The organism is Streptomyces sp. (assembly GCF_036566765.1).
GTDB lineage: Bacteria > Actinomycetota > Actinomycetes > Streptomycetales > Streptomycetaceae > Streptomyces.
This window is the reverse complement of the sequence record NZ_DATCVQ010000457.1, coordinates 1-6,274: the sequence shown is the minus strand read 5'-3', so window position 1 is coordinate 6,274 and position 6,274 is coordinate 1. Positions and strand designations below refer to the sequence as shown.

At 68.8% G+C, this 6,274-nt stretch carries 4 protein-coding genes, 5 pseudogenes and 1 riboswitch; of the genes and pseudogenes, 4 read left to right on the top strand and 5 right to left on the bottom strand.

Annotation, left to right across the window (positions count from 1 at the left end; genetic code table 11):
- Positions 1 to 408: pseudogene (locus tag VIU94_RS27210) on the top strand (hypothetical protein); the annotation flags it as partial.
- A 44-nt stretch (positions 409 to 452) separates the two neighbouring features.
- Positions 453 to 941 (top strand): annotated as a pseudogene (locus VIU94_RS27205) (IS5 family transposase); the annotation flags it as partial.
- Positions 942 to 1,112: 171 nt separating this feature from the next.
- Here the strand turns inward: VIU94_RS27205 and VIU94_RS27200 are convergent.
- Positions 1,113 to 2,627, bottom strand: a complete 1,515-nt coding sequence (locus tag VIU94_RS27200) for a right-handed parallel beta-helix repeat-containing protein (RefSeq protein WP_331915064.1) — start codon at positions 2,625 to 2,627, stop codon at positions 1,113 to 1,115.
- A gap of 292 nt (positions 2,628 to 2,919) precedes the next feature.
- On the opposite strand from VIU94_RS27200, the pseudogene VIU94_RS27195 reads away from it, so the two are divergent.
- A pseudogene (locus tag VIU94_RS27195) lies at positions 2,920 to 3,618 on the top strand (short-chain fatty acyl-CoA regulator family protein); the annotation flags it as partial.
- 43 nt (positions 3,619 to 3,661) lie between these two features.
- On the opposite strand, the pseudogene VIU94_RS27190 reads toward VIU94_RS27195, so the two are convergent.
- From VIU94_RS27190 to VIU94_RS27175, 4 genes and pseudogenes are all read right to left on the bottom strand, one after another.
- Positions 3,662 to 3,994 (bottom strand): annotated as a pseudogene (locus VIU94_RS27190) (acyl-CoA thioesterase); the annotation flags it as partial.
- Positions 3,995 to 4,142: 148 nt separating this feature from the next.
- A riboswitch (cobalamin riboswitch) is annotated at positions 4,143 to 4,309 on the bottom strand.
- A 150-nt stretch (positions 4,310 to 4,459) separates the two neighbouring features.
- Complete coding sequence (locus VIU94_RS27185) at positions 4,460 to 4,612, bottom strand: hypothetical protein (RefSeq protein WP_331915062.1); 153 nt, start codon at positions 4,610 to 4,612, stop codon at positions 4,460 to 4,462.
- Between the two features lie 11 nt (positions 4,613 to 4,623).
- Entirely contained in the window at positions 4,624 to 4,923 is a 300-nt protein-coding gene (locus VIU94_RS27180) for a hypothetical protein (RefSeq protein ID WP_331915060.1), read from the bottom strand.
- Between the two features lie 110 nt (positions 4,924 to 5,033).
- Entirely contained in the window at positions 5,034 to 5,651 is a 618-nt protein-coding gene (locus VIU94_RS27175) for a hypothetical protein (RefSeq protein WP_331915058.1), read from the bottom strand.
- 101 nt (positions 5,652 to 5,752) lie between these two features.
- On the opposite strand from VIU94_RS27175, the pseudogene VIU94_RS27170 reads away from it, so the two are divergent.
- Positions 5,753 to 6,274 (top strand): annotated as a pseudogene (locus VIU94_RS27170) (hypothetical protein); the annotation flags it as partial.

Genomic DNA, 6,274 nt, shown 5'->3' with positions numbered 1-6,274 from the left:
GACAGCATCATCGCGGAGGTCCAGGTGGAGGCCATCGCAGAGTTGGACATGTGGAACGTGCTGGACGAGCTGAGCGCGGAGGATACCGAGCGAATCATCCGCCGACCCCGCGAGGTGTCAGGATGGCTCGACAGCAGCACGCAAGATTCCCTGTGGGACCATCCGGCTCGCCGGGCCCACGAGCGGTACCTCGCGACCGCGCTAGGCCAGGGGAGTGGTGCCGACTTGGGCTACCACAGGGCCCGTAACTTCGCCGCCGAGGCCGCTTGTCATGACATCGTTCTGGCACTGCCGCCGGCCGCAGGTCTTCTGGGCACTGCATCCGGTCGAGAGGCAATCGCCCTCTGCGAGTCTTTCAGCGCCGAACTTGTCTCGACCCTGGCCTGGCAGCACAACTTGGGCCACTAGCCAGCGATCGCAAATGATCTTGTGGTGGATCATGGGTTGGTGATAAGGCACTCAGCCGGTCCAGGGGTGGGCTGACCAGCAAGATTCACCTGGCCTGCGATGGACGGGGCCGGCCGCTCGCCTTCGTCGTCACGGGCGGCAACACCAACGACTGCCCCGCCGTCACCCGGTTCACCGCCGTGATGGAAGCGATCTGGGTGCCCCGTCTCGGTCCGGGGAGGCCCCGCGTCCGGCCTCATCACGTCCTGGGCGACAAGGGCTACAGCTCGAAGGCGATCCGCACCTGGCTGCGGCGCCGCGGCATCCCGCACACGATCCCCGAGCGGGCCGACCAGGCTCGCAATCGGGCCCGGCGGGGCAGCCGCGGAGGCCGCCCGCCGGCCCTCGACCGTGAGGTCTACAAGCATCGCAACGTCGTGGAACGCTGCTTCAACCGCCTGAAACAGTGGCGCAGCATCGCCACCCGCTACGACAAAACGGCCGAGTCCTACGAAACAGCCGTCGCCCTCGCCTCACTCCTGATGTGGGCGTGACATTTGACGACAGAACCTAGCGCGCCGAGTACCGGTGGGCCGCAGGCCACGAGAACCGGATCGTCGACCTGGCAAGGCATTGCTCCACTGCTCCATTGCTCCGAACACCGGCCCGCTGCTGTGGGCATCGCGTCCTCGGTTGCTTGGTACGGGGCACTCACCCCCGGCCGGTCACAACCCCGGTCCGTTGTACGCGCCGCGGTGCGGCTTGGTGGTCGCGGATACCGGGTTCGCCCAGTAGTCGCGGCCTCCGTTGGAAGCGATCACGGAGCCGTTGTTCAGGGCGGGGGAGGTGGCGCGGAGTCTGTAGCCGTCGACGGAGTAGATCGTGTCGCCGCCGGTGCCGGGGTTCATGAAATGCGGGTCGCCCACGATGCCGTTGGCGGTTGGCCTCGGCACGCCCTGGAAGACGTTCCACAGCCAGGAGATCCCCGGGCCCGTGGGCAGCCGGGAGTCGCTGGTGCCCACCCAGATGTTGTTCTCGACGACGCTCTCCTCGGGGAGCGTGATGTTGAACTTCTTGTCGGTGCAGTAGAGGACGTTGTTGTACATGCGCAGCGCGGATCGGCCGGCGGTGACGCTGCTCATGCGGCAGTCGTTCTCGGAGATGTTGTAGCGAATGACTTGCTTGGCGCCGCCGATGGTGCCGCACCCGTCGCAGTCGAGGAAGAAGCCGCCGACGTTGTCGCGGCTGAAGTTGTACTGGATCGTGCAGGTGCCGGTGTTGCCCCAGTCGCAGTCGAATGCCTGGCTGTCGGCCACGGACATCCGTGTGATCCCGTACACGGCGTTCTTCTGGATGGTCGGGTTGTGGTCGCCCAGCACCCAGATGCCGGCGAAGTTGCCTCCGGAGAAGGGATATACGCCGTTGCCGACGCCGGAGGCGTTGTTGTACTGGATCAGGGGCGCGTCGGCGTAGCTGGCGATGATGCCGTCACCGCCGACGTCCTTGATGACGTTGTGCTCGATCAGCACCCCGGAACCCTTGACCGCCATGGCGCCGACACGGATCTTGAGGCCGCCCCCGCCCGTGTTGCTGATCTGGTTGTGGTGGACATGGACGTCGTTGAGGGTCGAGTTCGTGCCGCTCGCTCCCGTGACGATGCCGGCGGACTGGACGAAGTCCTCGGTGGTCGGGCTGTTCTTGTTCGTCTGACCGGCGACGCGGTCGATGACGAGATTGCCGACGTCGAATCCGCGGTGTGCCGTTCCGTCGGTGGCGGAGATCCGCAGACCTGTGCGACGGGACAGGGAGGAGGCGGGGTTGGTCAGCTTGAGGTTGCTGATCCGCCAGTGGTCCTGGTTGGTGAGGGAGACGGCGTCCCGGGTGCCGTTTCCGTCGATCACGGGCAGGGCGCCGGTGCCGTAGCTGGTCAGCGAGATGGGTGCGGATGCGGTGCCGCTGCCCTTGGGGGCAAGGGAGCCGGTGCACGTGGTGCCGGACGCGAAGGCGAGGGTGTCACCGGGGGCGTACGTCTTTCCGTTGGCCTGGGCGATGCTGTTGAACGGAGAGGCCTGGCTCCCATCGCCGGCCGCCGCGCGCGAGCAGTCCACGTACGTGGTGCTCCCGGCGGCCGAGGCGGGCGAGCCGGTGAGAGCGACGGTGCCGACAAGAGCAAGAGCAAGGGCGACGGCGATGAGCCCACCGCCCATCGCACGCCGCCCCGGAAATGCCCCAATGGCCATGACGCAACCCCTTCCTGGAGGTCTGGTGCCGCCAGAAGCTAGGTGCGGTCGGTGATCGAGTCAATGCATCCTTGTCGTTTGAGCGAATTTCGATCAGGAGATGGGTGATTGGTCGACTCGACGCACGAATCATTTCGGCACATGCGGCCTTCCGGACGCCGAGGTTGCCTGGCTCCGGTTGTGTGCGCCGGGGCGACGACCGTCAGAGCGACGCGAACGCGCTCACGTCCGCAGTGAGCGAGGCTTCGCCGGGCGGCGGACCGCTTCCGACCGCTGCCTGACTGGTCAACCCGCATCCCCGCGTTACCCGGGCGGATCAACCGGCTGGCCAGGTCGGGGCTGGGTCCGCATCGGCGTCGCCCACCACTTCGCCGCCGCCCTGGTCCTCCCGTACCGCGTCTTCCACGCGGCAGCCGAGGAGACCCGCTACGACATCGAGCGCCTCACCGACCGGTTCGGGGTCGGCTACGAGACGCTCTGCCACCGCCTGAGCACCCTCCAGCGCCCGCGGCTGCGCGGCGTCCCGTTCTCCTTCGTCCGGGTGGACCGGGCCGGCAACATGTCCAAACGGCAGTCGGCCACCGGCTTCCACTTCTCGCGGGCCGGCGGCACCTGCCCGCTGTGGAACGTCTACGAGGCGTTCGCCGCCCCCGGACGGATCCACGTCCAGGTGGCTGTGATGCCCGACGGGCAGCGGTACCTCTGGACGGCCCGTACCGTCACCCGACACCGTGGCGGCTGGGGCGAACCCGGCAAGACCTTTGCCATCGGCCTCGGTTGTGAGCTGCGCCATGCCTCACGACTCGTCTACTCCGACGGGCTCGACCTGGCCAACAAGGCCGCCGCCACCCCGATCGGCATGGGCTGCCGCGTCTGCGAGCGACTCGACTGCCCCCAGCGGGCGACTCCGCCCCTCGGACGGACCCTCGCCGTCGACGAGAACGCGATCACCTTCGTGCCGTACGCGGTGGACGTCAGCCGAACCGGGTGACGGCGCCGGCTCAGGACAGGCCCGGGTTCATCACCTGGAGAACCGGTACGGGGCGGGGGCGGCCCTCGGCGTCGATCGCGACGAAGCTGAGGAACGCGGTGGCCACCTCCGTGGCGGGGCCGGAGGAGTTCCAGCGTTCCGCCGTCACTCGCACCCCGACGGTCATGGAGGTCCGGCCTGCGCGTTCGAGGCCGGCCTCGACGCTGAGCAGGTCGCCGGCGCGCACCGGGGCAAGGAAGGTCATGCGGTCGACGGACACGGTCACGGCGGGGCCGTCGGCGTGGCGCCCCGCGGCGGCTGCGGCGGCGTCGTCGATGAGCTTCATCATCACGCCGCCGTGGATGGTGCCGTAGAGGTTGGTGTCGTGCTCGCTCATGATGTGGGCGAGGACCACCCGGGAGTCGTCCGGGGTCTTGGACGTGCGGGCAGGGCTGGTGACGGTGCGATCGGCCACGTCAACTCTCCTTCGCGAGTCGCGGCAGGGCTACTCCGCGCGCACGGGGTGCCGGCGCGCGGGCAGCGGGCAGGTCTTCGGACTCGCGGGCTCGCCCTCCTCGTGGAGGACTCCTACTGGCCGTCGCTTCCCAGGCCCTTGGTCGGGCCCAGTGCGTATGACGGCGGTCGTTCCCGCTTACCGCTGCGGGGCAGTCCCGGATTTCCACCGGGTTCCCTCTTACGACGTATCCTGCCATGGGGGTCCCCCCATGCCGTTCAGGCCATGGGGGAGGACGGGGCGAACCAGCTGCCCCGCCAGCCTACGCGGTCGGTCCGGCGGCGGTCCGCTCCCCGGGCGCCGCACATCCGGCACCGTCGAAACGCCACGCCGGGGTAGAGCTGACGGTCACCCAGAGCCGGGGTTCACCAGTCTCGCCCGCACCCTTCGGAGCACCACGTGCCCGGCCGCGGCGATCACCACGGCGGTCACGGCGACGAGCCAGCCGGGCGCGCCTGCGTCGAGCACGGTGATCACCGCGAATGCGTCGAACAGTGCCACCAGCGTGAACATCACCCGGTCGACGTACCTTGCCGATGGCGCCTCCCTCCGACCGGCCGCAGCGACCGGGCCTGAACCGCCAGCCCCACCATCACCGCCCCGAGCACCGCAAGCGCAACGAACAGCACCCTCACGACGGCGTCGAGATCACCCCAGTCCACGACCAGCGCAGGTACGAGGAACACCTCCATACCGACCAGCGACCACAGATAGACGTCGAACAGAGCCACTCGCCGCAGCGTCGCGGCGCCGGCCAGCAGCGCGGCGACCGCGGTCGCGGTGTGCAGGGCGATGAAGAGGTTGCGCCACATCCCTCCCGTCTTCCCGCCCGCCCTCTCGCCCAGACCTGCCCTGATCCGGATGGCCGCACAAGGTCTCCAGGCTCTGTGCCTGACTGGGGTGCGGACTTGCGGATCGCGCCCTACTCGCGAAGCCCCACAATTCCCCAGCCCCGCCAAGCGGCTTCGGACAGTACGTGGCCCCAGTCGTCCAGCAGGCCGGTGAACTCGTCGAAGTCACTGACCCACCCCTGGGGAACGGCGGCGTGCTCGTCGTAGGCCCCACGCAGCCCGCCAAGCCGGAGCCGTACCCGCTCCCACATCTCGGCCAGTCCCCGCACGCTGCGAGGCGACCGCGCGAGCAGTACGCCGTGGGTGACTGCCGGGTCGTCGCAGAAGAAACCCGGATCGATGTGCTCCGCCTCACCGTCCAGCCCTCCCCAGATCAGCCCGAGCAGCAAGGTGTCCAACCCGGCACGCACCGACGGGTCGGCGTGGTCACGTACGGACTCCCACCGCTCCCCGGCCCAGAAGTGCGCCTTGAACGAACCGAGGGTGCCCCGGAACTCGTAGCCGGCGAAGGAGGTGCTGTGAGGCCCTTGCGGCCATACCCAGCCACCTTCGATCGCCGGTGCGTCGTGATCCCACAGCCCGGTCTCGTCGGCGTACCAGGCATGCCTCAACCGCGACACCCTCTCCCCGGGCGGAACCTCTCCCAGCCATGACCAGTCGGCGATCAGCACATTGATGTCCAGCCCCATGTCCGTGAGCGTACCGATCACCCGTACTGCAAGAGCCGGTGAGCGCTGACGACGTGGTCGCACGTGGCCCGTTCCGAGAGTGACGAGGTGGCTATCGCTCCATGGCCGAGCACGAGCATCCCCGGATCCGCTTCCACGCCACCGCCTGGAGGTGGCAGTCGCTCACCCCTGCACAGCGCGAAGCCCTGCTCGACGATCCCGACCCCGCGGTACGGGAAGCAGCGCAGAAAAGCAGCTGGGAGCTGGACGCGGAAGCGGTGGAGGCCAAGTTGCCGTCCATCGGCTCGCACAGCAAGGGGTTCGTGCTCGGGTATTGCGCTCTGTCCCCCGCGCTCGTCGAGCAGTGCTTCGCGGACGACACGGTGCTCTGCTTGACCTGGAACCGCCACACCCCGGCCGACTCCGTCGCTCGGCTCGCCCGCCATCCCGCGGCGAAGGTCCGCGAGATGGTCGCCGCCCGGCCCGACTTGGGACCGGACCTGGTCACCGCGCTGAGGGAGGACCCGGACGGGGACGTGCGGATGCGCGCACGCCTCCACCCCTTCCCCCGCACCTGGGCCGAGTACTGGGCGATCCACGGGGTCATCGGGCACGGTCCGGACTGCACTTGCCCGATCACCGAG